Genomic DNA, 344 nt, shown 5'->3' on the forward strand with positions numbered 1-344 from the left:
TGTCAACAATCTGGAATGATTCCCTAAAAAGGAATCATTTGTGTAGGTCTAGCAAACATCCGTTTGGTCTTTCTAACTATAGGTGGCAACTGTAAGACAAGCTCTGATTGATTGATTTTCTAAAGAAAAAATGCCTATTCAGCAGCTTTGAATAGGCGTTCTTGCACTTTTTTGGACATTTTGGTCCGAGCTCTTTCCATATGTTTTTGTACAGTTCCTTTCTTGACATCTAGCATGATCGCAATCTCGCTAAACGATAGTCCCTGCGTTGTGTGCATAAAGAATACGTCCTTCTCTCGATCTGTTAAAACAGACAAAGCTTCGTCAATTCGTTTTTTGTCCCG

At 39.2% G+C, this 344-nt stretch carries 1 protein-coding gene; it reads right to left on the bottom strand.

Features of this window, described 5'->3' with window-relative positions; genetic code table 11:
• Positions 1-134 precede the first annotated feature (134 nt).
• The coding region (locus tag R2R70_RS19310) for a sigma-70 family RNA polymerase sigma factor (protein WP_410978795.1) at positions 135-344 on the bottom strand (210 nt) is incomplete at its 5' end.

Source organism: Cobetia sp. SIMBA_158 (genome assembly GCF_046566945.1).
In the GTDB taxonomy this organism is placed as follows: Bacteria; Pseudomonadota; Gammaproteobacteria; order Pseudomonadales; family Halomonadaceae; genus Cobetia; species Cobetia amphilecti.